The sequence below is a fragment of the Kitasatospora sp. NPDC056184 genome (assembly GCF_042268405.1).
In the GTDB taxonomy this organism is placed as follows: Bacteria; Actinomycetota; Actinomycetes; order Streptomycetales; family Streptomycetaceae; genus Kitasatospora.
Map to the genome: position 1 here is coordinate 83,332 of NZ_JBHJUI010000003.1, position 26,015 is coordinate 109,346.

The window sequence follows — 26,015 nt, forward strand, 5'->3', positions numbered from 1 at the left end:
GGGGCGTCACCGGGCAGACGTCACTCCGCGGGCGTCACGCTGAGTTCGAACCACATCCGCTTGCCCGTCCCCCGGGGCTCCACGCCCCAGCCGTCGGCCAGCGCCTCGACCAGCATCAGCCCGCGCCCGGAGGAGGCCTGCTCCCCCGGTGTGCGGCGGGTCGGCCAGAGGTCCGACTCGTCCTCCACCTCGACCCGCAGCCGCGCCCGCCCGCCGTCCGCGGCCGGCTCCCGGTAGAGGCGGGCGGTGAACATCGCGTCCCGGTCGGTGTGCCGGATGGCGTTGGTGACCAGCTCGGAGGAGAGCAGCTCGGCGGTGTCGATCAGCTCGGCCACCCCCCAGCGGCGCAGCGCGTCGCGCAGTTCGGCGCGGACCTCGGAGATCCGGGCGAGGTCCGCCTGGCCGATCCGGCGGCGCAGCTGCTGGGCGGCCAGACCGCCCTCGGGGCCGTCCCAGCGCAGCAGGAGCAACGCTATGTCGTCCTCGCGCTCGCTGGAGTCGGCGGCCTGGGAGGCGATCCGGTCGGCGAGGTCGTCCAGCGGGTCGCGGCCGGTCTCGGCGGGGTCCGCGAGCGGTTCGGAGAGCACCGCGGTGAGCCGGGCGATGCCCTCGTCGAGGTCCATGCTGCGCGCCTCGACCAGGCCGTCGGTGCAGAGCAGCACGGTCTCGCCCGGGTCGAGGCTGAACCGGGTGACCCGGTACTCCTCGTCCGGGGCGATGCCGAGCGGCAGTCCGCCGGCCACCGGGACGGTGGTGGCGGTGCCGTCGCCGCGCCGGACCACCGGGTCGAGGTGGCCGGCCCGGACGGCGTAGACCACGCCGTAGTCGACGTTGACCTCGGCGTAGGTGCAGGTGGCGAAGTGGTCGGTGTCGAGGTCGGCGAGGAAGCGGGAGGCCCGGGCCATCACCGCGGCGGGCGGGTGGCCCTCGGCGGCGTAGGCGCGCAGGGCGATCCGCAGCTGGCCCATGATGCCGGCCGCGTGCACGTCGTGGCCCTGGACGTCGCCGATCACCAGGCCGACGTGTCCGCCGGGCAGCGGCACCACGTCGTACCAGTCGCCGCCGATCTGGAGCCCCGAGCCGGCCGCCAGGTAGCGGACGGCGGTGGTGACGCCCGGGACGGAGGGCACGGTGCGCGGCAGCATGACGCGCTGGAGGCCGGCCGCCAACTCGTGCTCGGCGTCGTGCAGCCGGGCCCGGGCCAGTGACTGCGCGACCAGGCCGCCGAGGGTGGAGAGCAGGGTGCGCTCGTCGGCGTCGAGCTGGCGGTCGTCGTCGAAGCTGACCACGCAGACGCCGATCGCCCGGCCGCTGGCGACCAGCGGCAGGAAGGCCCAGGAGCTGCGGGTGGTGCGGCGGGCCCGCTCCCAGACGTCCGGGTAGCGCTCGCGGTACTCGTCCCGGCTGGCGCAGAAGACCGGGGCGCGGCCGCGCAGCGCCTCGGCGGCGGGGTGGGCCGGCGGCAGCAGCGAGCGGTCGTAGGCGGCCAGTTCCTCGGTGTGGTATCCGGAGGCGCCGAGGATCTGCACCCGGCCGGCCTCGAAGGAGGCCAGCACCAGGCCGTCCGGCGGCAGGCCGGGCAGCGGCAGCTCGGTGAAGACCCGGGCGACGTCCCGCACCGTGACCGCCTCGGAGAGCGCGCGGGCGGCCTCCTTGATGAAGCGGGAGCGCTCCTCGCGCAGCAGGGCGAGCCGGTCGGCGCGGTCGCGCTTGTGCAGCTCGACCGTGGCGTCCCAGACGAAGCCGACCATCCGGGAGGCGCGGCCGAAGGCGTCGGCGAGGACCCGGCCGCGGAACCGGACGGCCCGGGTGGCGCCGCCCGGGCCGACCGTGCGGTAGTAGGCGCCGCACTGGCCGAGCTCGGCGACGGCGCGCTCGACCCGGCGGCGCACCACGGGGGCGTCCTCGGGGTGGAGCAGGGCCAGGAAGGAGGCGGAGGAGCGGTCGAAGCGGCCCTTCTCGGCGCCGTCGAGGCCGACGATGATGCAGGCGCGCTGGTCGCCCTCCAGGATGTCGCGGCGGATGTCCCAGTCGAACGAGCCGATGCCGTTGGCGGCCATCGCGGGCTCCAGCCAGTCCGGCGTGGAGTCGCCCGGGGAGAGCGGCAGGCCTCCGGAGAGCATCGGCGCGAGCCGGCCGGCCGCCAGGCCGGGGGCGGTGCGCAGCACGTTCCGCCGGGCCGCCTGCGCGGGGGGCCTGGCCCGCCCGGAGCCGGTCGTGGGCGGACCGGAAGGGAGGGCCGGCCCCGGTGACTCGGGCTCAGTGGGCATGCTGCTCCTGCCGCTGCCGTGGCGGACCGCGCCGACCGTCCGGACGGGCCGCGTGGCGGGTGATGGGTGGTGCTCGACGGTCGCGCACCGACGGGCTGTCAACGGTCGAGGTGGTCTTTCCCCGCCGCTTCTCGCACGTGGGCACACATTCCCACCATCCTGGCCAATGTTCGGCCGAGCGGCAATGGCAACGGGCCGGGAATCTTGCCTTCCGCCTTCACTTCCGGGCATCGTTCGGCAGCGAACAGTGCTCGTACGGCAAACGGCGGCCGACCGTGCCGGGCGGTTTCGGGCACGCCGGGCGGCTTCAGGCGCCGACGATGCCCAGCTCGAACCAGGTGACCTTGCCGTCGCCCCGCAACTGGACGCCCCAGGAGTCGGCGAGCGCCTCGACCAGCAGCAGCCCGCGGCCGGAGGTGGCGTACTCCGGGTCGGGGTCGCGGCGGCGGCCGGGCAGCCGGGCCGTGCCGTCGTGGACCTCGATGCGCAGCCGCTGGTCGCCGGTGAGCACCGCGTCGAAGACCGCGCCCTGGCCGGTGTGCTGCAGCGCGTTGGTGACGAGTTCGGAGGTGAGCAGCTCGGCGGTGTCGGCCAGCTCGGGCACGCCCCACAGGCCGAGCGCGGCGCGCAGCCGGCGGCGGACCGCGCCGACGCCGACCAGGTCGGCGGCCTCCAGCGCCAGGTGGAGCCGGCGGTTGAGCGCGCACCCGGGTGCCGGTACGCCCGGCCGGGCGGCGCCCGCCGGGGCCGGCGGGTTCGCGGGGTCCGCCGTGCCGGCCGGGGCGCCCTGGCCGGTTCCGGTCACCCGGAAGGCTCCACCCGAACTTGTCCGCTGCCGCGGGAATCGCGACTGACCGTCCATCACCCCTGCCCCCGCCCTCGTTCCGGGCCGCCGGTCCGGTTCCCCCGCCGGCCGGTCGGCCCCCTTGGTACTGACCAACCATCCTCATGCCCAGCTTTCGGCATTTGGAACTGCACCCCGGCGATCACCTGGGGTGAAAGGGGCACGGGGCGGTCCGCGTGATCCAACTGCCCGCGCCGCGCAGGTTTGCGAAGCGTACGGGCGGTTTTCGGCCTCCGGCGCCGCCGCGCCGGTCGGTCGGCGAGCCGATCGCCGCGGGAGCGGCAAGGCTGGACAGGGCGGGCGGCTCCGGGTTCAATGACCGGAGATGTTTGAACGCCGTTCTAACAACCCTCACCCCCCTCTCCCGGCGACCGCGAGCGAGGAACCGTGCGACTGACCCCCACCGAGCGGGACCGGCTGCTGATCTTCACAGCAGCCGAGCTGGCCCGCGCCCGCCGCGCCCGAGGCGTCCGCCTCAACATCCCCGAGGCGACCGCGCTGATCGCCGACGCCGTCTGCGAGGCCGCCCGGGACGGCCGACGCCTCGCCGAGGCCATCGAGGCCGGCCGCTCCGTGCTCACCGCCGAGGACGTGCTGCCCGGCGTCCCCGACGTGGTCACCGTGGTCCAGGTCGAGGCGGTCTTCGACGACGGCACCCGGCTGGCCGTGGTCAACGACCCGTTCAAGGGGGCCGGCTCGCTCGGCGACGAGGCCCCCGGCGGCGCGCTGCTCGGCGACGGCGACGGCTACGACCCGGTCGAGGAGACCGTCGTGCTGCCCGTCCACAACACCTCCGGCGTGCCGATCTCGGTCACCTCGCACTTCCACTTCTTCGAGGCCAACCCCCGTCTGGCCTTCGACCGCGCCGCCGCCTACGGCACCCACCTGGCGATCCCGGCCGGCTCCTCGGTCCGCTTCGACCCGGGCGCCACCGTCGAGGTCGGCCTGGTGCCGATCGGCGGCGAGCGCGTCGCCATCGGCTTCGCCGGCCTGGTGGACGGCCCGCTGGACGCCCCCGGCGCCAAGGAGGCCGCGCTGACCAAGGCCCGCGCCACCGGCTACCTCACCAACTTCGACGACGCGGAGGTCGAGTCGTGACGTCCATCACCCCCCACGACTACATCTCCGTGCACGGCCCGCGCGCCGGCGACCGGATCCGGCTCGGCGACTCCGGGCTGATCGTTCGCGTCGAGTCCGACTCGCAGGCGCCGGGCGACGAGTTCCTGGCCGGCTTCGGCAAGACCGCCCGCGACGGCCTGCACCTCAAGCCCGCCGCCGTCCGCGACACCTGCGACGTGGTGATCAGCAACGTCCTGGTGATCGACGCGGTCCAGGGCATCCGCAAGACCTCGATCGGCCTCGTCGGCGGCCGGATCGCCTCGATCGGCCGGGCCGGCAACCCGGACACCCTGGACGGCGTGGACGTCGTCGTCGGCACCGGGACGACGATCGTCTCCGGCGAGGGCATGATCGCCACCGCCGGCGCCATCGACACCCACGTCCACCTGCTGTCACCGCGGATCATGGAGGCCTCGCTCGCCTCCGGCGTCACCACGATCATCGGCCAGGAGTTCGGCCCGGTCTGGGGCGTCGGCGTCAACTCGCCGTGGGCGCTGCGGCACGCCTTCAACGCCTTCGACGCCTGGCCGGTCAACATCGGCTTCCTCGGCCGCGGCTCCTCCTCCGACGAGGCCCCGCTGATCGAGGCCCTGGCGGAGGGCGGCGCCTCCGGCTTCAAGGTGCACGAGGACATGGGCGCGCACACCCGCGCCCTGGACACCGCGCTGCGGGTCGCCGAGGAGTACGACGTGCAGGTCGCCCTGCACACCGACGGCCTCAACGAGTGCCTGTCCGTCGAGGACACCCTCAAGGTGCTGGAGGGCCGGACCATCCACGCCTTCCACATCGAGGGCTGCGGCGGCGGCCACGTGCCCAACGTGCTCAAGATGGCGGGCGTGCCGAACGTCATCGGCTCCTCCACCAACCCCACCCTGCCGTTCGGCCGGGACGCGCTGGGCGAGCACTTCGGCATGATCGTCTCCGCGCACGACCTCAAGGTCGACCTGCCCGGCGACGCCGCGATGGCCCGCGACCGCATCCGGGCCGGCACCATGGGCGCCGAGGACGTCCTGCACGACCTGGGCGTCATCGGCATCACCTCCTCCGACGCCCAGGGCATGGGCCGGGCGGGCGAGACCGTGCGCCGCACCTTCGCGATGGCCGGCAAGATGAAGGCCGAACTCGGCCCGCTCGGCGGCGGCTACGGGACCACCGAGGCCGGCGACGACAACGAGCGCGTGCTGCGCTACATCGCCAAGCTCACCATCAACCCCGCCATCGCCCACGGCCTGGCCCACGAGGTCGGCTCGATCGAGGTCGGCAAGCTCGCCGACATCGTGCTGTGGCGCCCGGACCACTTCGGCGCCAAGCCGCAGCTGGTCCTCAAGGCCGGCTTCCCCGCCTACGGCGTGGTCGGCGACCCCAACGCCTCCACCGACCGCTGCGAGCCGCTCGTGCTCGGCCCGCAGTTCGGCGCGCACGGCGCCACCGCCGCCGACATCTCGGTCGCCTTCGTCGCCCAGGCCGCCGCCGACGGCGCCTACCTCGACCGCCCCGCCGACGGCCTGCCCACCCGGCGCCGGCGCGTCGGCGTCCGGAACACCCGCGGCATCGGCCCGCGCGACATGGTGCGCAACGCCCGGATCGGCCGCGTCGAGGTCACCGAGACCGGCCTGGTCTCGCTCGACGGCGACCCGCTGCGCTCCGAGCCCGCCGACAGCGTCTCGCTCAGCCGCCTCTACTTCCTCTGACCCTCCCCCGCCCCACCGAAGGACGCCGCGATGACCACCCCCGCCCCCGCCTCGCTCGGCTACCGGATGCCCGCCGAGTGGCACCCGCACGACCGGACCTGGATGGCCTTCCCGACCGACAACCCGACCTTCGACACCCCCGAGCAGCTGCACGCGGCGCGCGAGGCCTGGGCGAACGTCGCCAACACCGTCGTCCGGTACGAGCCGGTCACCCTGGTGGTGAACACCGGTGAGAGCGCGGAGGCCCGCACGTACGTCGCCGACGCGGTCGAGATCGTCGAGCGCCCGCTGAACGACGCCTGGATGCGCGACATCGGCCCGAGCTTCCTGATCGACGGCAAGGGCGGCCTGGCCGCCGCCGACTGGATCTTCAACGGCTGGGGCGCGCAGTCCTGGGCCCGCTGGGACAAGGACCAGCACGTCGCCGAGCACGTCAGCGAGCTGACCGGGGTCCAGCGGTTCGCCTCGAAGCTGATCAACGAGGGCGGCGGCATCCACGTCGACGGCGAGGGCACCGTGCTCGTCACCGAGACCGTCCAGCTCGGCGAGGGCCGCAACGCCGACTGGACCAAGGAGCAGGTCGAGGCGGAGCTGCACGCCTTCCTCGGCACCACCAAGGCGATCTGGCTGCCGCGCGGTCTCACCCGCGACTACGACGAGTTCGGCACCCGCGGCCACATCGACATCGTGGCCTCCTTCGTCCGCCCCGGCGTCGTCGTCGCCCACGTCCAGCCGGACCCGGCGCACCCCGACCACGAGGTCTGCCGGGAGCTGGTGGCGATCCTGCGGGCCTCCACCGACGCCCAGGGCCGCCCGCTGGAGGTCATCGAGCTGCCCGCCCCCACCGTCCTGCTGGACGAGGAGGGCGAGCCGGTCGACTACTCGTACATCAACCACTACGTCGCCAACGGCGCCGTGGTGCTGTGCGCCTTCGACGACCCGCGCGACCAGGAGGCGGCCGCCGTCCTCGCCGAGGCCTACCCCGGCCGCACGGTCGAGCTGGTCGACGCCCGCGAGATCTTCGCCAACGGCGGCGGCATCCACTGCATCACGCAGCAGCAGCCGAAGGCCTGATCCCGGCCGCCGCTACCGGTGGTACCTCCCCAGGTCGTCGGTGGTGAGCCCGTGCGAGCTGTGCATCGCGACCGAGCTGCAGGAGGAGCGGAGGGCCCGCGTACTCGGGCCAGCCGCTCCTGCTCGGCCAGCACCCCGTCGAGGTTCTCGGTCGGGCCGTTGCGGCGCCGGTGCAGGTACACCGTCAGGCCGGTCACCAGGACGGCGAGGCCGGCGAACAGGGCGATCATCGTGGCCATGGCCACCCCCTCGGGTCGGAGCGTCCCGATCGGTACGTACCCGCAGGACCGGGGCGTCGAAACGGTCGACGTCCCGCTCCGTGGCCGTCCGGCCACGGCCGGTATCGTAAGGGCCCCTTGAGCCCGGAGGAGCAAGCACCGATGGCCGACGCCCGCCCGCGCCGACCGGCCCGCCCCCGCGAGGAGGTCTTCGCCACCGCACGCGCCGCGATCGCCGAGCACGGGCTCGCCAAGCTCACCATGGCCGGCCTCGGCAAGCAGCTGCAGATGAGCGCCGGCCACCTGCTGTACTACTTCGGCAGCAAGGACCAGCTGCTGCTGGAGACCCTGCGGTGGAGCGAGGAGCAACTGGGCACCCGCCGCCGGGCGATGCTCGCCGACGACGGCCGCGACGTGCGGCAGCGGCTGGAGGAGTACACCGCGCTCTACCTGCCGGAGGGACCGGGGGACCCGCGCTGGATCCTCTGGGTCGAGGTGTGGGGGCGCTCCCCCGCCAGCGAGGAGCTGCGGCGGGGCCAGCTGGAGATCGAGGCGCCCTGGCAGGCCGACCTGGTCGCGCTGATCGAGGAGGGCACCGCCGCCGCCCGCTTCGGCCCCGGCGACGCCACCGAGCGGGCCATCCAGATCCGCGCCCTCCTCGACGGCCTCGCCGTCCCCCTCGCCCTGGGCCTGCCCGGCGCCGGCCTCCCCCGCGCCCGCCACCTCGCCACCACCGCCTGCGCCACCCTCCTCGGGCACGCCCCGACCGCCTGACCCGACCGCCTGACCCGGGCGGGGAGCCGGCGGACCGGGAGGGGCCGGGACTACGCGGGATCGCCGGGCAGCTCCCAGCGCCCGGGGCCGCAGGACGCTGGGGACACCCGGGCCGGGGGGCTACTCGGTCCAGACGGCGGCGGCGGTGCGGTCGTCCGCGTAGCCCTTCGCCCGGACCTGCACCTGCCGGAGGAAGTCGACGGTGCCCGGCGGGAGCGGGTGGGCCCAGTGGGAGGCCAGGAAGTGGGCGACGGCCGGCTCGTCGGCGACCGGGCGGGCCAGACCGGGGGTGCCGAGCAGCAGGATGTCGCCCGGGGTCGCCGGGACCATCCGGAAGCGGAACGGCCGCGGGTCCGCCGCCGCGGTCTCCGGCACCGGCGGCTGGCCGTCGGGGTGGTGCAGCAGCCGGGCCGCGTAGGCGTCGATCCAGTGGCCGGAGCGCAGCAGGAACAGCCCGCCCGGGCCGACCCCGAACGCCGCCCGGTAGCCGGCCGCCGGGTCGAGCGGGACCAGCAGGCAGTGCAGCGAGGCCGGGGACGGCTCGCCGTCCGCGGTGTCCGCGCCGTCGGCGCCGTCCGCGGAGCTCCCCGGCTCCAGGGCGCGGAGCGGGGCGACGGCGCTCAGCGCGAGCCGCTGGAGGCCGTAGCGGAGCCGGTCACGGGCGCCGTCGCGCAGGTCGGCGGCCAGGCCCTCGCGGCTGCGGCCGACCGCGCCGGCGAGCTGACGGCAGGCCTCGGCCGCCGCCGTGGCGACCGCGTCGGCGGCCGGCCCCGCGTGGTCGAAGGCGCCGAGCACCGCGAGCAGCAGGCCGTCCGTTCCCTCGCCGAACCGGGTGACCAGCAGCGAGTCCCGGCGGGGCTCGCCCCGGTGGCGGGCGGAGTCACCGCGGACGGAGGCCGCCCGCAGGGTGGTGACGCCGTACTGGGCGCCCTCCAGCACGGTGTCGGCGACGACGCCGCCCAGCGCGCCGGGGTCGGCCTCGGGGACGGCGGTCGGCTCGGGGCCGTAGGCGGGCGGCCGCTCGCCGATGTGCGGCACGGCGGGCGCGGCCTCGGGCCGTCCGGGCCGGGGGGCCGGGGCCGGACGCGGCGCGGGCGGCTCGACGGCGGTCGGCTCGGGCGCGATCTCCTCGGCGACCACCGGCTCGGGCTCGGGCTCTGGTTCGGGCTCGGGCTCCGGAGCGGGCTCGGGCTCCGGCTCCGGCTCCGGCTCCGGCTCCGGAGCCGCCGCGGCCTCGGGCCCGGGCTTGGGCCGCGGCTCGGGCACCCGGGCGTCCGCCGCCCAGGAGGGGGCGGGGAAGCGGTGCGTCTCATCGGCCGCCGGGGCCTCCGGCGCCTGGACCTCCGGCGCCTGGACCTCCGGCGCCTGGACCTCGGGCGCCGGCGCCTCCTCGGCGGCCGCGGGCCGCGGGGCGATCACGCCGACGGCGGTGTCGAACCAGTCGTCGATGCTGTCCCGCCCGGGCTCCTCCGGCGGTAAGGCCTCGGCCACCACGTCGGCCGCCGCCGTCTCCTCCTCGGGCGCGCTCCGCTGCTGCCCGATGAGTCCGGCCGCCGTCTCGAACCAGTCGTCGACGCTGCCCTCCGCCGACGAGGCCCCCGGGGTGTCGGGGAGGGTGCCGGCCGGGCCCGCGTAGACCGTGTCCCACCAGCCGTCGTCCGGCCGGTGCTGCTGCTGAGCGGGTGCACCCTGCTTGGTCATCTGGCGGCTCCTGGTCGCTGGCTCGACGTCATTGTCCCCAAGCACCAGGACGCTGTCCGGGTTTCGACCACAACCGCGCGCACATCGGCCGATATCGATCACCGGGTTCGCTGCCCGTTTCGTTTCTGTTTCTCCCGCAGTCGACCGAACCGCCCCGACCATGGTGTTTCCGGGGTATTCCGACGGCTCCGCCGGTGAAATTGAGATCCGAGGAGGGGACTCGCTTCACTCGTTCGGCTGATTAAATGTGCGCATGACCGCGTCGGCTCCCAGCAACCCCCGACCGGGGAGCGCCGCACTCGCGGTCCGCCCGGTGGGCACGCTGTGGATCCTGCTGCTGGTCGGGCTGCTGATGGCGCTGCCGTGCGCGGCGCACGCCAAGGCGGCCACGGCCGAGCGGCCGGGCTTCCCGGTGACGGTCCCGGCGGATCCCCCGGTGGGTCCCCCGACCGGACTCGCCACCGACGCCGCGAACGGCTTCGCGACCGGCGCCCCGGTCCACGCCGACGGCACCGCCGCCACCGGTCCGGCCACCGGTCCGCAGACCCTCGCCGACCGGATCCGCGCGGAGAGCCACCGGCACTGGACCTGGTGCTCGGTCGACGGCGACCCGCCGCACCGCAACAACGGCTGCTCCAGCCACCCGTACTGCGCCCAGGACGCCCAGCTCCCCAACCCGCCGCCGCACCCGCAACCCGCCGCGGCGCCCCTGACGGAGACCCCCGAGGCGCTGCCCCGGGTGGTGCCCGCCGGGCTGCTGGTCGGCCCGCACCCCGCGCCCGACCTGCACGAACTCCAAGTACACCGGTCCTGAGTGGAACCCGCCGCCGGACCCGGCCCTCCCCCGCGACCACCGCGTCGCCGGGCGGGCGGGACCGACGGATCCGCCCCATCCCGCCATCTCTTCAGACCGCCGCGCCCGATGCGCGGTGGGGACAAGGACACCACATGGGTTCCGCCTCCAAGCAGACTCAGCCGAACAAGGCGCAGGGCAACAAGCCGAGCGGCAAGCAGGCGAGCAACGACCGCCGCGCCCGGATCGCCGAGCTGCGCGCCGCCGAGCAGCGCCGCGACCGCCGCAACAAGATCATCGCCGGCTCGGTCGCCGGTGTGCTGGTGATCGCGGCGATAGCCACCGGCACCTGGATCGTGGTCGACGCCAACAAGGACAAGAAGGCCAAGGAGGCCGCCGCCGCGGCCCCGGTCGACGGCGTGCAGACCTTCGGCGACCTGAGCCGCAACCACGTCAAGGAGAAGGTCAGCTACCCGCAGACCCCGCCGGTCGGCGGCGACCACAACGCGATCTGGCTGGACTGCATGGGCACCGTCTACGACCAGCCGGTCGAGAACGAGCGCGCCGTGCACTCGCTGGAGCACGGCGCGGTCTGGGTGACCTACAACGGCAAGGCCACCCCGGAGGACATCAAGACCCTCTCCGAGAAGGTCAAGGCCACCCCGTACTCGCTGATGAGCCCGTACCCGGACGAGCAGGGCACCATCACCCTGAGCGCCTGGTCGACCCAGCTCACCGTGGACAGCGCCAGTGACCCCCGGGTGAACCAGTTCTTCACCAAGTACGTCCAGGGCAAGCAGACCCAGGAGCCGGGCGCCTCCTGCAGCATGGGGTCGATGTGACCGCCGCCGGGGAGGACTCCGCCGCCGACGGCTCCGTCGAGGAGGACGCCGCGGAGGCGACGGACCGCGCGGCCGCGCGCCGGCGGATCTGGTGGCCGGCCGCGCTGGCCGCCGCCCTCGCCCTCGCGCTCGGCGTGCCGGCCCTGGTGGCGGGCGGGACGTCCGCCTCCGGGACCTCCTCGCTCAGCGCGCCGGCGGACGACTCCCCCGAGGCCGGGTTCGCCCGCGACATGGCGACCCACCACCAGCAGGCGGTGGACCTGTCGTTCATCGTCCGCGACCGGACGTCGGACGAGCCGACCCGGACGCTGGCCTTCGACATCATCAACACCCAGGCCAACCAGCGCGGCATGATGATGGGCTGGCTCGACCAGTGGGGGCTGACCCAGCACTCCACGGCCAAGCCGATGGCCTGGATGGCCATGGGCGGCCACGGCCACGGCGCCGACTATCAGGCGCACGACGGTTCGTTGATGCCCGGCATGGCGACCAACACGCAGCTCGCCAAGCTCCGCTCGCTGAGCGGGCGGGACGCCGAGGTGTTCTACCTGCAGCTGATGCTGGAGCACCACAAGGGCGGCGTGGAGATGGCCCAGGGTTATGTCGACATGGCGCGCAACGAGGTGGAGAAGCGCCTCGCGCAGTCGATGGTGGCCGGGCAGACCTCGGAGATCGGCCTGATCACCGACATGCTCAAGGACCGCGGCGCCGCCCCCGGCGTGCCCGCCTCCTGACCCGAGCACCCGACGCACCCGACGGCCGGGGCGGTGGACGGAACTCCGTCCACCGCCCCGGCCGTTCTCCGTTCCGCGTCCCCGGCGTCCCCGTTCCGCGCCCTCAGCGCCGCCGCACCGGCCGGGTGAGCGCCACGGCCAGGGCCGCGACGGCGGCCAGCGCCAGCAGCACCGCGCGCCCGCCCAGCACCGGTCCGGCCAGGTGGACGCCGAGCACCGGCAGCGCGGTGCCGAGCGCCGTCCCGAGGCTGCGGGCCATGTTGACCATGCCGCCGCCGACCGCCGAGCACTCGGCCGGTACCGCCCGCATCACCAGGGCGTTGTTGGCCGGCAGCAGCAGGCCCAGCCCGCCGCCGGCCACCAGCAGCGGGAGCGCGAGCCACAGCGCGGGGGCGCCCGCGGCGGGCAGCGGCACGCAGCCCAGCAGCCCGGCCCCGGCGAGGGCCGCGCCGAAGCGGCAGCGGGCGACGTCCGACCAGCCGCGCGGCAGCAGCGCGCCGCCGACCGTGGCGGCCACCGCGAACGCGGCCGGGAGCAGGGTGATCACCAGGCCGGCCCGCGCGGTCGGCAGGCCCGCCTCGGCGAGCAGCACCGGCCCGAGCACCAGCGGGCAGAACAGCAGCAGGTAGCCGATCAGCGAGACGGCCAGGCCGGGGCGCACCCCCGGGGTGTTGACCAGGCCGGGAGCGAGGATCGGCCGGGTGGCGCGGCGCTCCTGGCGGACCAGGCCGAGCCCGGACAGCACCGCGGCGAGCAGCAGGGCGGCGACGGCCCAGCCGGGCAGCGGCAGGCCGGAGGCGGCGGAGAGGGCGAGCAGCAGCGCGGTGGTGGAGCCGGCGAGCAGCAGCAGGCCGGCCAGGTCGAAGTGCCCGCCGTCCGGGGCGGGCCGGACGGCGCCGCGCGGCCGGGGAACGGGGCGGGGCAGCTCGCGCGGCACCGGGCCGGCGTCCGGGCGGCGGGTCCGGGGCAGCAGGAACCAGCCGGCCAGGATGCCCACCAGGGCGACCGGCACGTTGATCCAGAACACCCAGCGCCAGGAGGCCTGCTCGACCAGCAGTCCGCCGAGGCTGGGCCCGAGTGCCAGGCCGAGGCCCTGGGCCGCGGCCTGGATGCCGAGCGCCCGGCGCATCGCGTGCTCGGGCACCCCGCGGGCGACCAGGGCCACGCTGTTGGCCTGCATCATCGCGCCGCCGACGGCCTGGACGGCGCGCAGGGCGATCAGGGTGCCGAGGCCGTCGGCGAACCCGGCGCCGAGCGAGGCGAGGCCGAAGACGGCGAACCCGCCGATGTACATGGTCTTGCGTCCGACCAGGTCGGAGAGCCGGCCGATCGGCGCCAGCAGCGCCACCAGGACCAGCAGGTAGGCGAGGGCGACCCACTCGACGGCGGCGAAGCCGGTGTCGAAGTGGCGCTGGAGCGCCGGGTAGACGAGGGCGGTGATGCCGGCGGTCAGCTGGCCGAGGAAGGCCCCCAGGCAGACGGTGCCGACGGCGAGCCAGTGGGCGTGGCGCCAGCCGGCTATGCCGCGCGGACGGGGGCGTTCGGTGAGCAGCCCGGTGGTGAGCCGGGCGGTGAGGGTTGACGCCGCGTTCATACGGCGAAATATATCGGATACAGATATGTTCTCTCTACGATCTGATCGGCATGCGATCGGACCGTGACGCACCGGGGCCGGTCGTCCCCGACCCGTCCCCGGCGTTCGGGCGGTGTCCGAACCAGGCGCTACGCTGTCGGCCATGCCGCCGTCACCGCCTGTTCCCGAACCCGCTGCCGAGCCGCAGGCCGTGGAGCCGGCGGGGATCGAGCGTGCCCGGCGGCTCACCGACGCGGTCACCCGGCTCCGCCGGGCGCTGCGCAGCAGCATCCGCACCGACTACCCGTGGGAGTCCCTGCCGATGGCGCAGGTCGAACTCCTCCAGACGCTGGCCGCCGCCCCGCTGCGGGTCGGCGAGCTGGCCGCCCGCCAGCGGCTCGCCCCCAACACCGTCAGCGGCCTGGTCGGCAAGCTGCTGGACGCCGGGTTCGTCGACCGCCAGACCGACCCCGGGGACCGCCGCACCGCGCGGATCGCGCTCACCCCGGCCGGGCGGAGCCAGCTCGACGACTGGCAGCGGGCCCATGAACGGCGGATCGCCTCGGCGCTCGACACCCTCTCCCCCGCCGACCGCGACGCCGTGATGCACGCGCTGCCGGCCCTGGAGAACCTGGCCCGCGCGCTCGCCGAGCCCGCGGGCGGCTGACCGGGCCGAGGCGTGTCCGTCCGGCCCGGAAACCCGGTACCGCACCGGCCCCCGCCCGGCTACCGTCCCGCCATGGACCCCGCGCTGCTCCGCCTCGAACCCTGGACCGACGCCGACCTCGCCCTGCTGCGCCTGGTCAACACCCCGGAGATGCGCGCGCACGTCGGCGGCCCGGAGGACGAAGCGCGGACGCTCGTCCGGCACCGGCGCTATCTGGACTTCGTCCCCTCCGGCCTCGGCTGCATGTACCGCGTCGTCCTGGAGCCGGAGGGCGTGGCCGTCGGCACCGTCGGCTACGCCGAGCGCGGCTGGCGGGGCGGCACCGTCTACGAGATGGGCTGGAACGTCCTGCCGCCGTACCAGGGCCGGGGCATCGCCGCGGTCGCGGCGCGGGCCGCCGTCGGGGCCGCCGCCCGCACCGGCCGCCACCGGTACCTGCACGCCTTCCCCTCGGTCGGCAACCCGGCCTCCAACGCCGTCTGCCGCCGGGCCGGCTTCATCCTCCTCGGCGAGACCGACTTCGAGTTCCCGCCCGGCCGCTGGATGCGCAGCCACGACTGGCGGGTGGACCTGCGGACGCTCCCGGCCGTCTGACCGGGAGCGCCCGCGGGCCCGCGCCGCCGCTCAGAACAGCGAGGTGCCGCGCTCCAGGTCGAGCAGCCAGCGCTTGCGGTCCACCCCGGCGGCGAAGCCGGTGAGGGCGCCGTTGGCGCCGAGGACGCGGTGGCAGGGGCGGACGATCAGCAGCGGGTTGGCGCCGACCGCCCCGCCGACCGCGCGCACCGCGCGCGGGGACTCGCCGGCCAGGTCGGCGAGCTGCCCGTAGGTGACGGTCTCGCCATAGGGGATCTTGTCGAGGACGTCCCAGATCCGGCGGCGGAACTCGGTGCCGACCGGGGCGAGCGGCAGGTCGAAGGCGGTGCGCTCGCCGGCGAAGTACTCGGTGAGCTGGGTGACCGGCTCGGCGAGCGCCTCGGGGTCGTGCACCCAGTCGTCGGCGGGCTCGGCGAGCGCGTACCGCTGGCCGGGGGCGGTGACGGTGGCCAGCGCGGCCGGACCGCCGCCCTCCGGGACGACGCCGCTGAGCAGCAGCCGTCCGAACGGGCTCTCCATGAAGGTGAAGACGGTGGTGCTCATGCTGCGGTGTTCTCCGTTCCGGTGCTGGGGTCTGCGGCCGGGCCCGCCCAAAGGCGGTGCACGGCGTACGAGCGCCAGGGGGCCCAGGCCTCGGCCGCGCGGGCCGCGGACTTCGGGTCCCCCGGGGCGCCGAGCCGGAGCAGTCCGTGCTTGACGCCGATGTCGCTCGGGAGGAAGACGTCGGGGTCGGCGAGGGCGCGCATCCGCAGGTAGCCGACGGTCCACGGGCCGATGCCGGGCAGGGCGAGCAGCTGGGCGGCCGCCTCCGCCCGGTCGACGCCGCCGTCGAGCCGGACGACGCCCTCGGCGAGGGCCGCGCACAGGCCGGTCAGGGCGCGGCGCCGGGCGGCCGGCATCGCGAAGTCCTCCGGGTCGGCGGTCGCCAGGGCGGCGGCGGTCGGGAAGAGCAGCCGCAGTCCGCCGTTGGCCTCGGGCAGTGCGGTGCCGTACTTCTCGGCGAGCCGGCCGGCCAGGGTGCGCGCCGCGCCGACGGTGATCTGCTGGCCGAGGACGGCGCGCACCGCGAGTTCGTGCGGGTCGACGTGGCCCGGCGAGCGCAGTCCGGGGCGGGCCCGGACGAGCGGCCCGAGCAGCGGGTCGGCGCCGAGCTGCTCGTCGACCGCGACCGGGTCGGCGTCCAGGTCGAACAGGACGCGCAGGCGCTGGACGGAGGTCGGCAGGTCGCGCAGGTCGGTGAGCAGCAGCCGGCAGTCCAGCCAGCCGCGGGTGGCCGCGTCCCCGGGGGCGAGGCCGTCCACCTCGGCGATGCCGTGGCCGTACGGGAGGGCGAGGGTGCGGCGGTAGGTGCGCACGCCGGGGCGCGGCCCGGGTACGACCTCCTCGACGCCGGGGACGGCGCGCAGGGCCAGGAAGTCGATCAGGTGGTCGCTGTCCAGGGCGCCCCGGTAGGCGAGCCGCAGGGCGAGGCCGCCGGCCGGGGTGGCGGTGCGGCGGCCGGAGGCGACCTCGGCGCGCAGCCCGCTGGGGGTGCGGTCGTAGACCTCGCGGACGGTGTCGTTGAACTGCCGCACCGAGGCGAAGCCGGCCGCGAAGGCGATGTCGGTGACCGGCAGCTCGGTGGTCTGCAGCAGCAGCCGGGCGGTCTGGGCGCGGCGGGCGCGGGCGAGCGCGATCGGGCCGGCGCCGAGTTCGGCGGTGAGCTGGCGCTGGAGCTGGCGGGAGCTGTAGCCGAGGCGGTCGGCCAGGCCGGCCACGCCCTCGCGGTCCACCACGCCGTCGCCGATCAGCCGCATGGCCCGGCCGACCAGGTCGGCCCGGTGGTTCCACTCGGGCGAGCCGGGGACGGAGTCCGGGCGGCAGCGGCGGCAGGCCCGGAAGCCGGCGCTCTGCGCGGCGGCGGCGCTGGGGTAGAAGGTGCAGTTGACGCGCTTCGGGGTCACGGCCGGGCAGCTCGGCCGGCAGTAGATGCCGGTCGAGGTGACGGCCGTGAAGAAGACGCCGTCGAAGCGGGCGTCCCGGCTGTCCACGGCGCGGTACCGGATGTCGTCGTCGATCACGCTGTCCAGTCTGCGGCACCCGGCGGTGCTCGACTGGCGGGAATCGGACATGGGCGTCCCGGACCGGGCCGGGCGGAAAACCACGCGCCCGGGCGGCCTCCCGCCGGATAGCCTGCGCACGGCCCCGCCCCCGAGACCCCAGGAGTCCGCGTGTCCGAGCAGCCCTACACCGGTGCGGGCGACCCGCGGGTCGCCGCGCTGCGGGTCGAGGAGTTCGCCTTCCCCGGACCGCTGCGGGACCGGCTGGTGGGCGCCGTGCTGTCCGGCGCCAAGACCAGCACCACCGGCCTGCTGGCCGAGTACGAGCGGGAGGGCGAACCGCTGCCGACGGTCGGCACCCGCGGGGCGGTGGTCGACTCGGAGGGGCGGATCGTCGCGGTGACCGAGACCACCGGGGTCCGGGTCGTCCCGCTCGGCGAGGTCGACCTGCGGCACGCCCTGGACGAGGGCGAGGGGTACGCCTCGGTCGCCGAGTGGCGGGCCGGGCACGAGCGGTTCTGGCACGGCGCGGAGCTGCGCGCCGCGCTCGGCGACCCGGCCTTCACCGTCGACGACACCACCGCCGTCGTGCTGGAGCGGTTCCGGCTGGTGGCCGACCTCCGCTGACGCACCGGCCGGTCGGCGGCAGGGAGGGGGCGTCGCCCCCCTGCCGCCGCCGGACGGCCCGGTGTCAGCGCTTCAGGGGACCTCCCGCCGCGCGCATCGTCTTGGTGATGGTCTTCCACTTCTTCAGCCGCTCCGAGGCGAGCCGGGCGTCGGAGCGGGAGGCGATCCAGTCGTTCTCCCGCTGGAGCTTGCGGTAGCTCTCCATCCGGCGCTCCGGCAGCGAACCGTCCGCGAGCGCCGCCCGCACCGCGCAGCCGGGCTCGCTGTCGTGCCGGCAGTCGTGGAACCGGCACCGCTCGGCCAGCTCCTCGATGTCGGCGAAGGCGAGCGCCACGCCCTCGCCACCGTAGAGGCCGACCTCGCGCAGGCCGGGGGTGTCGATCAGCACCCCGCCGCCGGGCAGCAGGACGAGTTCGCGGGTGGTCGTGGTGTGCCGGCCCTTCTGGTCGCCGGAGCGGGCCTCCTGGACGGCCATCACATCGACCCCGGCGAGGACGTTGGTCAGGGTGGACTTGCCGACGCCGGACTGCCCGAGCACGGCGGTGGTGCCGGGCGTGCAGGCGCGCAGCACGTCGATCCCCTCGCCGGTCTCGGCGCTGACCACCAGCACGGTGACGCCGGGCGCGGCGGCCTCGACGTCGGCCCGGATGAAGTCGGCGTCGTCGACCAGGTCGGCCTTGGTGAGCACGACCACCGGCTCGGCGCCGGACTCCCAGGCGAGGGCGAGGAAGCGCTCGATCCGCCCGAGGTCGGGCTCGGCGGCGAGCGAGGCGGCGACCACCACGGTGTCGACGTTGGCGGCGAGCACCTGGCCGTCGGAGCGCTTGCCCGCGACCTTGCGGATGATCGCGGTGGAGCGCGGCAGCAGGGCCGCGACCGCGGGCATGGGCAGGCCGGCCGAGAGGTCGACGGCGGCCCAGTCCCCGGTGCACGGACAGTTGATCATGTCGGCGTCGCCGACCTGCCGGGTGTCGGCCCGGACGGTGCGCAGCTCGCCGGTCCCGGGATCGGCGAGCACGGCGTCGCACTGACCGCGGTCGACCCGGACGATCCGGGCGGCGACCAGCCCGGCCTCGGCGAGCGGCGCGAACAGCTCGTCGAGCTCGGCCGTCCAGCCGTAGCCGGCCAGCGGGGGGACGGCGCCGGAGGAGCCGTCGGTGGAAAGGGGGGAGGAAGACGGAACGGAGGCAGCGTTGAACAACGCAGTGGGCCCTTCGGGAGGAAAGCGATCCCGCCGGGCTGCTGCGGCTGCGTGCGCGAAGGGCTACGTCAGCCGGCGGCCGGCAGGGAGAGGTGGACGCGGGCGCTGCCCAGGGCAGCCGTCATGACAGTCGTGGCCACGGGACTCACCTCCTGCTACTTCTCGACGAACCGGCACCGTTCCTCGGAACGGGATACGCGACACCATAGCCCCACCCCGGAGCCCGGCACCATCGATTAAATCCGGAACCCCCGCCGGGTCCAGAACCCCTCCACCTCGCCGTGGAGGCGTACGGCATCGCCGGCGAGGCGTGCGCGCTCAGGTGCCGTACTGGCGCACCCGGGCCGGCGTGAGGCCGGTCAGGCGGCCCAGTTCCCTCGTCATGTGGGGCTGGTCGGCGTAGCCGGCGGTGAGGGCGATGTCGACCATCGTGGACGGGGTGCCGGGGCTCGCCGGGGCCGGGGTGTCGCGCAGCAGGGTCAGGGCCCTGGCCAGCCGGAAGACGCCCTGGAGGGTCTTGGGGCTGTAGCCGACGGCGCCCACGAAGCGGCGGCGGAGCTGGCGCTCGGAGATGCCGAAGTCCGCCGCGAGCGCGGCGACCGGACGCTCGCGGCGGGAACCGAGCGCGCTGACCGCGCCGCGAACGACGGCGTCGGCGGGAGCGAAGTCGGCGAGGCGGCGGACGACGGTCCGCTCCATGATCTGGGCGATCTCCCGGGGGCGGCCGGCCTCGGCGAGGCGCTCGCCCAGCTCACGGGCTTCCCGGGAGCCCCACAGTTCGGCCAGATCGAGCTCCTGGTCCCGCCACTCCCCCATGGGGTGGTCGCCGAAGAGCGGGCGGGCCTCGCCCGGGTTGAAGCGGATGCCGACGATGAAGGAGCCGGCGGGCAGGGACTCCATCCGCCAGGCCGTGTCGGGGCCGGCCACGCAGAGCCGGCCGTCGCGCCACAGGAGGTCGGTGCAGCCGTCCGGCAGCACCCGGTGGGCGAGCGCCCGGCCGCCGGGCATCACCTCCTGGCACCACACGCTGTGGACGTGGGCGGCGAGCTCCGGGACGGCGGCCCGCTCACGGTATCGAGATGCAGTCATGGGTCACTTCACAAGGTCGGGAGCCAGGACGTACTCGATCGTCCAGCGTAACGTCCTGGCTCCCCCGGGCACGGCTCGGTGATCGATATCAGGCCACCGGGACGGCCTCGATGATCCGCAGGCCGCCGTCGCCCACCGGGATGCCCCGCCGGATCGTGAAGCCCGCCTCCTCGGCGAGGGCGCGGTAGTCGGACTCGGGCCGGTCCTGCCCGCCGACGAGCACGGTGAGCAGGAGCCCGCGGAAGAGCGCCTCCTGGTCCGAGTCCTCGTCCACGACCCCCTCGATGACCAGCAGGACCGAGTCGGGGCGCATGGCCTCCCGGATGCGCCGCAGGATGCGCACGATGGTGGCGTCGTCCCAGTCGTGCAGGGCCCGCTTGATCGTGTAGACGTCCGCGCCCGCGGGGACCTGCTCGAAGAAGTCGCCCTCGACCGTCTCGTACCGCCCCTCGACATCCGCCTTCCCGAGCAGTTCCCGGGCGAGGGGCACGATCTCGGGGCGCTCCAGGAGCGTGCCGCGCACCGCGGGGTGGGCGGTCAGGACCGCGGCGAGGAGGCTGCCGAGGCCGCCCGCGACGTCGACGACGTGGCGCGCGGACGAGAAGTCGTAGGCCCGGGCGATGTCGGCGCTCTCCTCCAGGGAGACGGCGCTCATCGCCGCGTTGAAGCGCTGCTTGGCGTCGGGGTCGGTCTTGGTGAGCTCCCAGAAGGACACCCCGCCGTTGGCGACCTCGAAGGAGGAGGTGCCGGTGCGGACGGAGTGCAGCAGCTCGCCCCAGGCGGCCCAGTGCCAGCCGGCGGCCATGAACCGGGCGTCGGTGGACTCGGCGTTGCCGGGGGTGGAGACCAGCACGGCGGAGAGCGGCGACTGGGCGTACGTCCGCCCGTCGGGCAGCCGCCGGAAGACGCCGAAGGTGGTCAGCGCGCGCAGCAGGCGCCCCAGGGTGGGAGCGTGGGTGCCGGTCGCGGCGGCGAGCTCGTCGACCGTGCGCTCGCCCTCCGCGAGCAGGTCGGGGAGGCCGAGCTCGGTGGCGACGTGGACGGCGCGGGACCGCCACGCGCCCTGGAGCAGCGCCACCATCTCCTTGTTGACACTCTTGTCCACAGGACCAACGTGCTCCGTCATCTGCGTCTCCACGGTCGTCAGGGCGGGGTGCGGAACGGGGCCGTGCTGCGGAGCGGGCGGTGTCACCGGATCGCCTGGGCGAACCGGAAGAACCTCTCGGGGTCGTAGCTGCGCTTGACCTGGGAGAGCCTGGCGTAGTTCTCGGCGTAGTAGGCCGACTGCCAGCCGTCGAGCAGGGAGTCGATGAAGTTCTGGTACCCCTCGCCGTTCGAGTACGGGTCGACGGCGTCGAACGCGCTGGTGACCCAGGTCCGGGCGGCGGTGCGGTCGTCCTCGGTGGCGGTGGGCGAGCTGAGTCCGACGACGTTGGCCACGTACAGCTCGGTCGTGCGGTGCACGAAGGCCGTCGCGTCGCGGGGCAGGTCGTTGGCGGCGCCGCCGAGCGCGAAGATGCTGATGTAGCGGAACTGCCCGGCGCGCGGGGCGGACGTGAAGGTGTCGAGCATCTTGCGGATGCCCTCGGCCGGGATCGCGCGGGAGACCATGCGGTTGCGGTCCAGGGAGTACGTCTGGCGCGGGAGCTGGCTCTCCGGCAGGTAGCCGATCCGGTGGCACTGGTTGGTGTCGAGGTCCTGGCAGCCGTACCACTGCATCATCGCCTGCCGGTAGGGCTTCTCGGCGACGGCGCTGGTGGTGGGCTGGGTGCCGACGGCCGCGACGAGGGCGGCGAGCTGCCGGTCGAAGGCGGCCCGGTTCCCGGCGAAGCCGCCGTAGACGAGGACGTCGGGGTGGCCGGTGCCGGCGTCGACCCACTGGATGCCGAGGGCGCCGCCGAGGTCGCGCGAACCGCCGATCATCCAGTCCTGCCAGGCCTCGATGACCGTGGCGGCCTGCTCCCAGGGCCAGGTGAGGTTGTAGTTCACCATGGTGGGGATCTTGATGGGCCGCACCTCGAAGCGGGTGACGACGCCGAAGTTGCCGCCGCCACCCCCACGCAGCGCCCAGAACAGGTCGGGGTGCTCGTACTCGGAACAGTGCACGAAGCGGCCGTCGGCGAGCACGACGTCCGCGGAGACCAGCCGGTCGGTGGCGATGCCCGCGCGGCGGGTCAGCCAGCCGATGCCGCCGCCCTGGAGGAAGCCGCCGGGGCAGACGGTGGGGCAGAGACCGCTGGGGAGGGCGAGGCCGTGGGCGTCGACGGCGGCCAGGGCGTCCACCTGCTGGGCGCCGGGGCCGAGCGTGACGGTGGAGGCGCCGACGGTGGTCCGGTTCAGCCGCGACACGTCGAGGATCAGGCCCTCGTTGGTGGAGTAGCCGGCGTAGCTGTGGCCGCCGCTGCGGGGCACGGTGTGCAGGTCGTGCCAGTGCGCGAAGCTCAGCGCCTTCCGGACGTCGGCCGGCGTCTCGCAGAAGGCGACGGCCTGCGGGCGCAGATAGTCGAACTGGAGGAAGTGCGACTGGCGCGCCTTGTCGTACCCGGCGTCGCCGGGGACGAGGACGTCGCCCTGCAGCGAGGCGCGTAACCGGTCCCAGTTGCCGCGCGGCTTCGCGACCGCCGGGCCGGCGGCGGTGAGGGCGGCGGCAGCGGCACCTGCCAGCAGGACAGACCTACGACGGAGCATGGTGTTCCTTTCCGGGGCCGGGCGGCGGGCGGCCGCCCGGGTCGAAGGGTGTCTACCGTCCGGTCGGGTCGGCCTCCGGATCAGAGGTGTTCGCCGGCCGGAACGGGGCCGGGGGCGGTGCCCGCGCCGAAGGGGGCGCCGCCGAGGCTCTCGCGGTGGTGCGCGGTCAGCCAGCCGCGCGCGTCGGGCCCCGCGGCGATCACCCGGGTCGGGTTGATGGCCGCGTGCACGTAGTAGTAGTGGGTGCGGATGTGGCCGAAGTGCGTCGTGTCGCCGAAGCCGGGGGTCTGGAAGAGGTCGCGGGCGTAGGCCCACAGCGCCGGGTACTCGGACAGCTTGCGGATGTTGCACTTGAAGTGGCCGTGGTAGACGGCGTCGAAGCGCACGAGGGTGGGGAAGAGCCGGATGTCGGCCTCGGTGAGAGCGTCGCCCAGCAGGTAGCGGCGGTCGGTGAGGCGCTCCTCCAGCGCGTCGAGACGGCCGAAGACGGCGCCGACCGCCGCGTCGTAGTGCTGCTGGTCCGGGGCGAAACCGGCCCGGTACACGGCGTTGTTGAGGTCCTGGTAGATCTCCTCGCACAGCGTGTCGATCTCGTCGCGCAGGGCCTCGGGGTAGAGCTCGGGGGCGCCGGGCCGGGCCAGCGTGCTCCATTCGGCGCCCAGGTCGAGGGTGAGCCGGTCGAAGTCGTTGGTGACCAGGTGGCCGGTCTCGACGTCGACGAGCGCGGGCACGCTGACCCCGCCGGTGTAGTGCGGGTCGCGGGCGAGGTAGGCCTCCCGCAGCGCGTGGATGCCGAGCACCGGGTCCTTGCCCCCCGGGCTGCCCGTCCCCTCGCTGAACACCCAGTGGTCCTCGCCGGCGATGACCTCCTGGAGGGGGTCGGTGACGGCGAGCGAGATGGCGTCCTCCAGGCCCATGAGCCGGCGGACGATGACGGCCCGGTGCGCCCACGGGCAGGCGCGGTTGATGACGAGGCGGTAGCGGCCCGCCACCGCCTCGCGGCCGAAGCGGCCGTCCGCGGTCACCCGGTCGGTGAAGGCCGCGGGGGCCCGCCGCAGTTCCTCGGTGGGAGGGGAGTCGGAACTCACGCGCGCGAACCCTTCGTCGTCGGCGGGATGTTGTGGTTGTAGCGGAACATGTTCCCCGGGTCGTACGCGGTCTTGGCCGCGACCAGCCGTTCGTACGCCTCCGGCGTGAAGGCCTGGCGGACGTCCTCGGGGTCGGTGTGCGCCACGCCCGCCATGAAGTTGAGCGTGCGGGTGCCGTTGTTCCACGGCCGGAAGGTCTCGACGACCAGGTCGTGTCCGTCGAGGACGGCCTGGTCCTCGCCGATGCCGAGGACGCCCGCCGAGTACAGCTGGAAGGCGGCGGAGGTGTGCGCGACGGCGTTGGGCACCCGGGGCGGCCGGGACAGGGCGCCGCCGAGGTGGCGGATCTCGATGCCGATGGCGCTCTTCGTGCCGGGGCCGACCAGGGAGAGGACCGCCTCGACCGCGTGGTCGTCGAGCCGGGTCAGCTGGAAGGTGTTGATGTGGTACGAGCCGGGCGTGGGCGGGTCGTTGTGGATCGTGCCCACGTCGGTGTACGGGATGTCCGCGACGGTGTCCAGGAGCGGGGTGGCGACCGCGCGCAGCGGCGCGAGGAGCCGGGCGCCCTCCTCCTCCGGGCCCAGGTAGGACAGCCGGAGGTGGAGGGCGAAGCGGCCGCGGATCTCCTCGGGAACCTCCGGGACGTCCGGCCAGTCGAGCATGAAGAAGGAGGAGCTGAACTCGTCCGGCAGCTCCTCGACCCAGGTGCGGTAGAAGTGCAGCACCTCGCGGACGGACTCGGCCGGGAAGAACAGCCCGCCGCCGTAGAGCCGCCGGACCGGGACGAGTTCGGCCTCCAGCGCGGTGACGACGCCGAAGTTCCCCTTGCCGCCGCGCAGCGCCCAGAACAGCTCGGGGTTCTCGTCCTCGGTGGCGGTGCGCGCCTCGCCGTCGGCGGTGACGACCTCGATGCGCCGGACGTGGTCGGCCGCGTAGCCGTAGCGCCGGGAGAGCAGGCCGATGCCGCCGCCGAGCGTGTACGAGACGGCGCCGACGAACGGCGCGGAGCCGTTCAGCGGCGCGAGGCCGTGCCCGGCGGCGGCCGGGATCACGTCCTGCCACAGCGTGCCGGCCTCGACGCGGACGGTGCGCCGGTCGGGGTCGACGTGGCAGCCGTTCATCCTGCGGGTGGAGAGGAGCAGGGCACCGCCGTCGGCGCCGAGGGCCGCACCGTGCCCGGTGGCCTGGACGGCGACGCCCAGACCGTGGTCACGGGCGAAGCGGACGGCGGCGACGACGTCGTCCGCGTGGACGGCTCCGACGATGAGGGCCGGGTGGTGGACGACGGAGCGGTCGAAGCCCAGGGCCTCGTCGTCGTAGCCGGGGTCACCGGGCAGGAGGACCGGGCCGCGGACGGTCTCGGCCAGGGCCCGGACCGCCTCGGGAGGAAGGTCCGCCGGACGGGTCTGCTCACTCACGTGTGGTTCCTCGACTCGTGGATCAGTTGCTCGGGGCGCCGGCGGCGGTGAACTCGAAGGTGGGGGTGCGCCGGGCGCCTACCCGCTCCAGCGTCTCGGCCAGCAGGTGGACCTGGTCGAGCGAGCTGTTGGCGGGGTAGAGGATGAGGTCGTCGACGCCCGCCTCGCTGAGGGTGACCAGCTCGCGGAGGAGCCGCTCGTCGCTGTCGAGGGAGTCCCCGCGGACCCCCGGGTAGTACGGCGACTCCTTGGAGCCGTAGTAGTGGGCCACGTAGTCGTCGGTGAGTTCGACGGCCTCGGGGCCGCAGCAGAAGTACCGGCCGGTGATGACCTGCGGGCGGTCCGCGCGGTCGGCCCTGGCCCAGGCCTCGTTGACCCCCTGAACGCCGCTGCGCAGGAGGTCCGCGTTGAACGTCGGGGCGACCCAGCCGTCGCCGAAGCGCGCGGCCCGGTCGTACCCGGCCTGGATGAGACCGCCGATGAGCAGCCGGGGGCGCCCCTTCCCGGGCAGGGGGGTGGGACCGGAGAGGCCGGTGATCTCGCCTTCCCACACCCGGCGCATCTCCTGGAGGGCGTCGTCGAAGAGCCGGCCGTGGCCGTTCGCCGGGGCGTTGCTGATGGCGAAGTCGTCGGGCCAGCCGCCGATGCCGAGGCCCGCGGTGAGCCGGCCGCCGGAGATCAGGTCGATCGAGGCGAGCTGCTTGGCGAACAGGATGGGGTTGTTGCGCCAGCCGACGTTCAGGACGCTGGTGAGCAGCTGGACGCGCTCGGTCGCGGCGGCGGCGACGCCGAGGCAGACCAGCGGGTCGAGGACGTCGTAGAGCAGCCGGTCGATCGAGCCCAGGGAGTGGAAGCCCACCTGCTCGCTCTCCTCCGCCCACCGCTTGATCTCACGCGGAGGACGCCCGGGGATGGCGTTGGGCAGACCAATTCCGATTTTCACAATGACTCCATCCGGCCTGGGGCATGAC

General features: G+C 74.8%; 23 protein-coding genes. 10 read left to right on the forward strand and 13 right to left on the reverse strand.

Annotation, left to right across the window (positions count from 1 at the left end):
• Nucleotides 1–20 precede the first annotated feature (20 nt).
• Entirely contained in the window at nucleotides 21–2,270 is a 2,250-nt protein-coding gene (locus ACFC0B_RS08060; RefSeq protein WP_376083720.1) for a SpoIIE family protein phosphatase, read from the reverse strand.
• Between the two features lie 307 nt (nucleotides 2,271–2,577).
• Complete coding sequence (locus tag ACFC0B_RS08065; RefSeq protein ID WP_376083722.1) at nucleotides 2,578–3,075, reverse strand: ATP-binding protein; 498 nt, start codon at nucleotides 3,073–3,075, stop codon at nucleotides 2,578–2,580.
• A gap of 426 nt (nucleotides 3,076–3,501) precedes the next feature.
• On the opposite strand from ACFC0B_RS08065, the gene ACFC0B_RS08070 reads away from it, so the two are divergent.
• The 4 genes from ACFC0B_RS08070 (at nucleotide 3,502) to ACFC0B_RS08085 (ending at nucleotide 7,990) form a co-directional block, all read left to right on the forward strand.
• On the forward strand, nucleotides 3,502–4,212 hold the full coding sequence (locus ACFC0B_RS08070) for an urease subunit gamma (protein ID WP_376083724.1): 711 nt from the start codon (nucleotides 3,502–3,504) through the stop codon (nucleotides 4,210–4,212).
• On the forward strand, nucleotides 4,209–5,924 hold the full coding sequence (locus ACFC0B_RS08075) for an urease subunit alpha (RefSeq protein WP_376083726.1): 1,716 nt from the start codon (nucleotides 4,209–4,211) through the stop codon (nucleotides 5,922–5,924). Before ACFC0B_RS08070 ends, ACFC0B_RS08075 begins: the two co-directional genes overlap by 4 nt.
• Before the next feature lie 30 nt (nucleotides 5,925–5,954).
• Complete coding sequence (locus ACFC0B_RS08080; protein ID WP_376083728.1) at nucleotides 5,955–6,998, forward strand: agmatine/peptidylarginine deiminase; 1,044 nt, start codon at nucleotides 5,955–5,957, stop codon at nucleotides 6,996–6,998.
• Between the two features lie 380 nt (nucleotides 6,999–7,378).
• On the forward strand, nucleotides 7,379–7,990 hold the full coding sequence (locus ACFC0B_RS08085; RefSeq protein ID WP_376083730.1) for a TetR family transcriptional regulator C-terminal domain-containing protein: 612 nt from the start codon (nucleotides 7,379–7,381) through the stop codon (nucleotides 7,988–7,990).
• Between the two features lie 120 nt (nucleotides 7,991–8,110).
• On the opposite strand, the gene ACFC0B_RS08090 is transcribed toward ACFC0B_RS08085, so the two are convergent.
• Nucleotides 8,111–9,691 (reverse strand): hypothetical protein, encoded by a 1,581-nt coding sequence (locus ACFC0B_RS08090; RefSeq protein WP_376083731.1) that lies wholly within the window; start codon nucleotides 9,689–9,691, stop codon nucleotides 8,111–8,113.
• A gap of 253 nt (nucleotides 9,692–9,944) precedes the next feature.
• On the opposite strand from ACFC0B_RS08090, the gene ACFC0B_RS08095 reads away from it, so the two are divergent.
• The 3 genes from ACFC0B_RS08095 (at nucleotide 9,945) to ACFC0B_RS08105 (ending at nucleotide 12,060) form a co-directional block, all read left to right on the forward strand.
• A complete protein-coding gene (locus tag ACFC0B_RS08095) occupies nucleotides 9,945–10,505 on the forward strand; it encodes a hypothetical protein (protein WP_376083733.1) in 561 nt (186 codons plus the stop codon).
• A 134-nt stretch (nucleotides 10,506–10,639) separates the two neighbouring features.
• Complete coding sequence (locus ACFC0B_RS08100) at nucleotides 10,640–11,326, forward strand: DUF3105 domain-containing protein (RefSeq protein WP_376083735.1); 687 nt, start codon at nucleotides 10,640–10,642, stop codon at nucleotides 11,324–11,326.
• Nucleotides 11,327–11,412: 86 nt separating this feature from the next.
• The gene (locus ACFC0B_RS08105) at nucleotides 11,413–12,060 is read left to right on the forward strand and encodes a DUF305 domain-containing protein (RefSeq protein WP_376084365.1); all 648 of its coding nucleotides are present in this window, start codon (nucleotides 11,413–11,415) and stop codon (nucleotides 12,058–12,060) included.
• A 103-nt stretch (nucleotides 12,061–12,163) separates the two neighbouring features.
• On the opposite strand, the gene ACFC0B_RS08110 is transcribed toward ACFC0B_RS08105, so the two are convergent.
• Complete coding sequence (locus ACFC0B_RS08110; protein ID WP_376083737.1) at nucleotides 12,164–13,654, reverse strand: MFS transporter; 1,491 nt, start codon at nucleotides 13,652–13,654, stop codon at nucleotides 12,164–12,166.
• 142 nt (nucleotides 13,655–13,796) lie between these two features.
• On the opposite strand from ACFC0B_RS08110, the gene ACFC0B_RS08115 reads away from it, so the two are divergent.
• Together ACFC0B_RS08115 and ACFC0B_RS08120 are read left to right on the forward strand one after the other, a co-directional pair.
• Complete coding sequence (locus ACFC0B_RS08115) at nucleotides 13,797–14,300, forward strand: MarR family winged helix-turn-helix transcriptional regulator (protein WP_376083739.1); 504 nt, start codon at nucleotides 13,797–13,799, stop codon at nucleotides 14,298–14,300.
• A gap of 72 nt (nucleotides 14,301–14,372) precedes the next feature.
• Nucleotides 14,373–14,894, forward strand: a complete 522-nt coding sequence (locus tag ACFC0B_RS08120; protein ID WP_376083741.1) for a GNAT family N-acetyltransferase — start codon at nucleotides 14,373–14,375, stop codon at nucleotides 14,892–14,894.
• A gap of 30 nt (nucleotides 14,895–14,924) precedes the next feature.
• Here the strand turns inward: ACFC0B_RS08120 and ACFC0B_RS08125 are convergent, their stop codons facing one another.
• Both ACFC0B_RS08125 and ACFC0B_RS08130 read right to left on the reverse strand, forming a co-directional pair.
• Nucleotides 14,925–15,437 carry a methylated-DNA--[protein]-cysteine S-methyltransferase gene (locus tag ACFC0B_RS08125; protein ID WP_376083743.1) on the reverse strand — a complete coding sequence of 171 codons (513 nt, stop codon included), beginning with the start codon at nucleotides 15,435–15,437 and terminating at the stop codon, nucleotides 14,925–14,927.
• The gene (locus tag ACFC0B_RS08130; RefSeq protein WP_376083745.1) at nucleotides 15,434–17,005 is read right to left on the reverse strand and encodes a DNA-3-methyladenine glycosylase 2 family protein; all 1,572 of its coding nucleotides are present in this window, start codon (nucleotides 17,003–17,005) and stop codon (nucleotides 15,434–15,436) included. The genes ACFC0B_RS08125 and ACFC0B_RS08130 overlap by 4 nt, the downstream gene beginning before the upstream one ends.
• A gap of 99 nt (nucleotides 17,006–17,104) precedes the next feature.
• Here ACFC0B_RS08130 and ACFC0B_RS08135 point away from each other — a divergent pair, with 99 nt between their 5' ends.
• Nucleotides 17,105–17,560 (forward strand): ASCH domain-containing protein, encoded by a 456-nt coding sequence (locus ACFC0B_RS08135; protein ID WP_376083747.1) that lies wholly within the window; start codon nucleotides 17,105–17,107, stop codon nucleotides 17,558–17,560.
• 64 nt (nucleotides 17,561–17,624) lie between these two features.
• On the opposite strand, the gene rsgA is transcribed toward ACFC0B_RS08135, so the two are convergent.
• From rsgA to ACFC0B_RS08170, 7 genes are all read right to left on the reverse strand, one after another.
• Nucleotides 17,625–18,761 carry a ribosome small subunit-dependent GTPase A gene (gene rsgA, locus ACFC0B_RS08140; protein WP_376083749.1) on the reverse strand — a complete coding sequence of 379 codons (1,137 nt, stop codon included), beginning with the start codon at nucleotides 18,759–18,761 and terminating at the stop codon, nucleotides 17,625–17,627.
• A gap of 318 nt (nucleotides 18,762–19,079) precedes the next feature.
• Complete coding sequence (locus ACFC0B_RS08145) at nucleotides 19,080–19,850, reverse strand: helix-turn-helix domain-containing protein (RefSeq protein WP_376083751.1); 771 nt, start codon at nucleotides 19,848–19,850, stop codon at nucleotides 19,080–19,082.
• Between the two features lie 88 nt (nucleotides 19,851–19,938).
• A complete protein-coding gene (locus ACFC0B_RS08150; RefSeq protein WP_376083753.1) occupies nucleotides 19,939–20,976 on the reverse strand; it encodes a methyltransferase in 1,038 nt (345 codons plus the stop codon).
• A 62-nt stretch (nucleotides 20,977–21,038) separates the two neighbouring features.
• Entirely contained in the window at nucleotides 21,039–22,538 is a 1,500-nt protein-coding gene (locus ACFC0B_RS08155) for an FAD-binding oxidoreductase (RefSeq protein WP_376083755.1), read from the reverse strand.
• An 80-nt stretch (nucleotides 22,539–22,618) separates the two neighbouring features.
• The gene (locus ACFC0B_RS08160) at nucleotides 22,619–23,626 is read right to left on the reverse strand and encodes a glutathione S-transferase family protein (protein ID WP_376083757.1); all 1,008 of its coding nucleotides are present in this window, start codon (nucleotides 23,624–23,626) and stop codon (nucleotides 22,619–22,621) included.
• Nucleotides 23,623–25,044, reverse strand: coding sequence for an FAD-binding oxidoreductase (locus ACFC0B_RS08165; RefSeq protein WP_376083759.1), 1,422 nt, complete (start codon nucleotides 25,042–25,044; stop codon nucleotides 23,623–23,625). Before ACFC0B_RS08165 ends, ACFC0B_RS08160 begins: the two co-directional genes overlap by 4 nt.
• 22 nt (nucleotides 25,045–25,066) lie before the next feature.
• Entirely contained in the window at nucleotides 25,067–25,987 is a 921-nt protein-coding gene (locus tag ACFC0B_RS08170; protein ID WP_376083761.1) for an LLM class flavin-dependent oxidoreductase, read from the reverse strand.
• Nucleotides 25,988–26,015 lie beyond the last annotated feature (28 nt).

Excerpts from the sequence above, each read along its gene's own strand:
- ACFC0B_RS08060 (WP_376083720.1), bottom strand. The coding sequence starts at position 2,270 with ATGCCCACTGAGCCCGAGTCACCGGGGCCGGCCCTCCCTTCCGGTCCG.
- ACFC0B_RS08080 (WP_376083728.1), top strand. The coding sequence starts at position 5,955 with ATGACCACCCCCGCCCCCGCCTCGCTCGGCTACCGGATGCCCGCCGAG.
- ACFC0B_RS08085 (WP_376083730.1), top strand. The coding sequence starts at position 7,379 with ATGGCCGACGCCCGCCCGCGCCGACCGGCCCGCCCCCGCGAGGAGGTC.
- ACFC0B_RS08090 (WP_376083731.1), bottom strand. The coding sequence starts at position 9,691 with ATGACCAAGCAGGGTGCACCCGCTCAGCAGCAGCACCGGCCGGACGAC.
- ACFC0B_RS08095 (WP_376083733.1), top strand. The coding sequence starts at position 9,945 with ATGACCGCGTCGGCTCCCAGCAACCCCCGACCGGGGAGCGCCGCACTC.
- ACFC0B_RS08100 (WP_376083735.1), top strand. The coding sequence starts at position 10,640 with ATGGGTTCCGCCTCCAAGCAGACTCAGCCGAACAAGGCGCAGGGCAAC.
- ACFC0B_RS08110 (WP_376083737.1), bottom strand. The coding sequence starts at position 13,654 with ATGAACGCGGCGTCAACCCTCACCGCCCGGCTCACCACCGGGCTGCTC.
- ACFC0B_RS08115 (WP_376083739.1), top strand. The coding sequence starts at position 13,797 with ATGCCGCCGTCACCGCCTGTTCCCGAACCCGCTGCCGAGCCGCAGGCC.
- ACFC0B_RS08120 (WP_376083741.1), top strand. The coding sequence starts at position 14,373 with ATGGACCCCGCGCTGCTCCGCCTCGAACCCTGGACCGACGCCGACCTC.
- ACFC0B_RS08125 (WP_376083743.1), bottom strand. The coding sequence starts at position 15,437 with ATGAGCACCACCGTCTTCACCTTCATGGAGAGCCCGTTCGGACGGCTG.
- ACFC0B_RS08130 (WP_376083745.1), bottom strand. The coding sequence starts at position 17,005 with ATGTCCGATTCCCGCCAGTCGAGCACCGCCGGGTGCCGCAGACTGGAC.
- ACFC0B_RS08145 (WP_376083751.1), bottom strand. The coding sequence starts at position 19,850 with ATGACTGCATCTCGATACCGTGAGCGGGCCGCCGTCCCGGAGCTCGCC.
- ACFC0B_RS08150 (WP_376083753.1), bottom strand. The coding sequence starts at position 20,976 with ATGACGGAGCACGTTGGTCCTGTGGACAAGAGTGTCAACAAGGAGATG.
- ACFC0B_RS08155 (WP_376083755.1), bottom strand. The coding sequence starts at position 22,538 with ATGCTCCGTCGTAGGTCTGTCCTGCTGGCAGGTGCCGCTGCCGCCGCC.